This is a genomic window from Acetobacter tropicalis, from assembly GCF_001580915.1.
GTDB classification, from domain to species: Bacteria; Pseudomonadota; Alphaproteobacteria; order Acetobacterales; family Acetobacteraceae; genus Acetobacter; species Acetobacter tropicalis.
On record NZ_LHZQ01000001.1, the window covers coordinates 1 to 500 of the forward strand.

Below are 500 nucleotides of genomic sequence, written 5' to 3' on the forward strand. Positions count from 1 at the left end.
CCCAGCGGGCATGCCGGGAAATCCGTTTGGTCAGGATGTGGCGTTGTATCAACGAATGTTTGGTATTGGCCGCGAATATGGTTATGAAACCATTGACTATTATCAGTTGACGGGTGGTGCACGCGGCACATTGCCCCATACCGGCGGCTGGACGTATGATTTCTTCTTCTCTTACGGAAAAACCACAACAGAAGATAAAGGTACGGGAAGAGTAAACTGGCGCAACATGGAAAATGCGCTTGGTTTTCACCAGACCGGCGGCGCGGGCTCAACGACTGGTTATTATGACCCCAATCTGTGCGCAAGTATTTCCGGCTGCGCGCCCTATAATCCATTTTCTGGCAGCATGACGCGGGAAGCCGCGAATTATATCGGCTTCACAGATGTCTATCCGTCAGCGCAGGAAATGCGGGATGTTCAGTTCACTGTTGCCAACAAACATCTTGCCAAGCTCCCGTATGGCCCGCTGGGGATAGCATTGGGTGTCGAACATCGTGGTC

The 500-nt window shown here is 52.2% G+C and carries 1 pseudogene; it reads left to right on the forward strand.

The annotated features are described in order from the left end of the window. Positions 1-500: pseudogene (locus tag AD944_RS16895) on the forward strand (hypothetical protein); the annotation flags it as partial.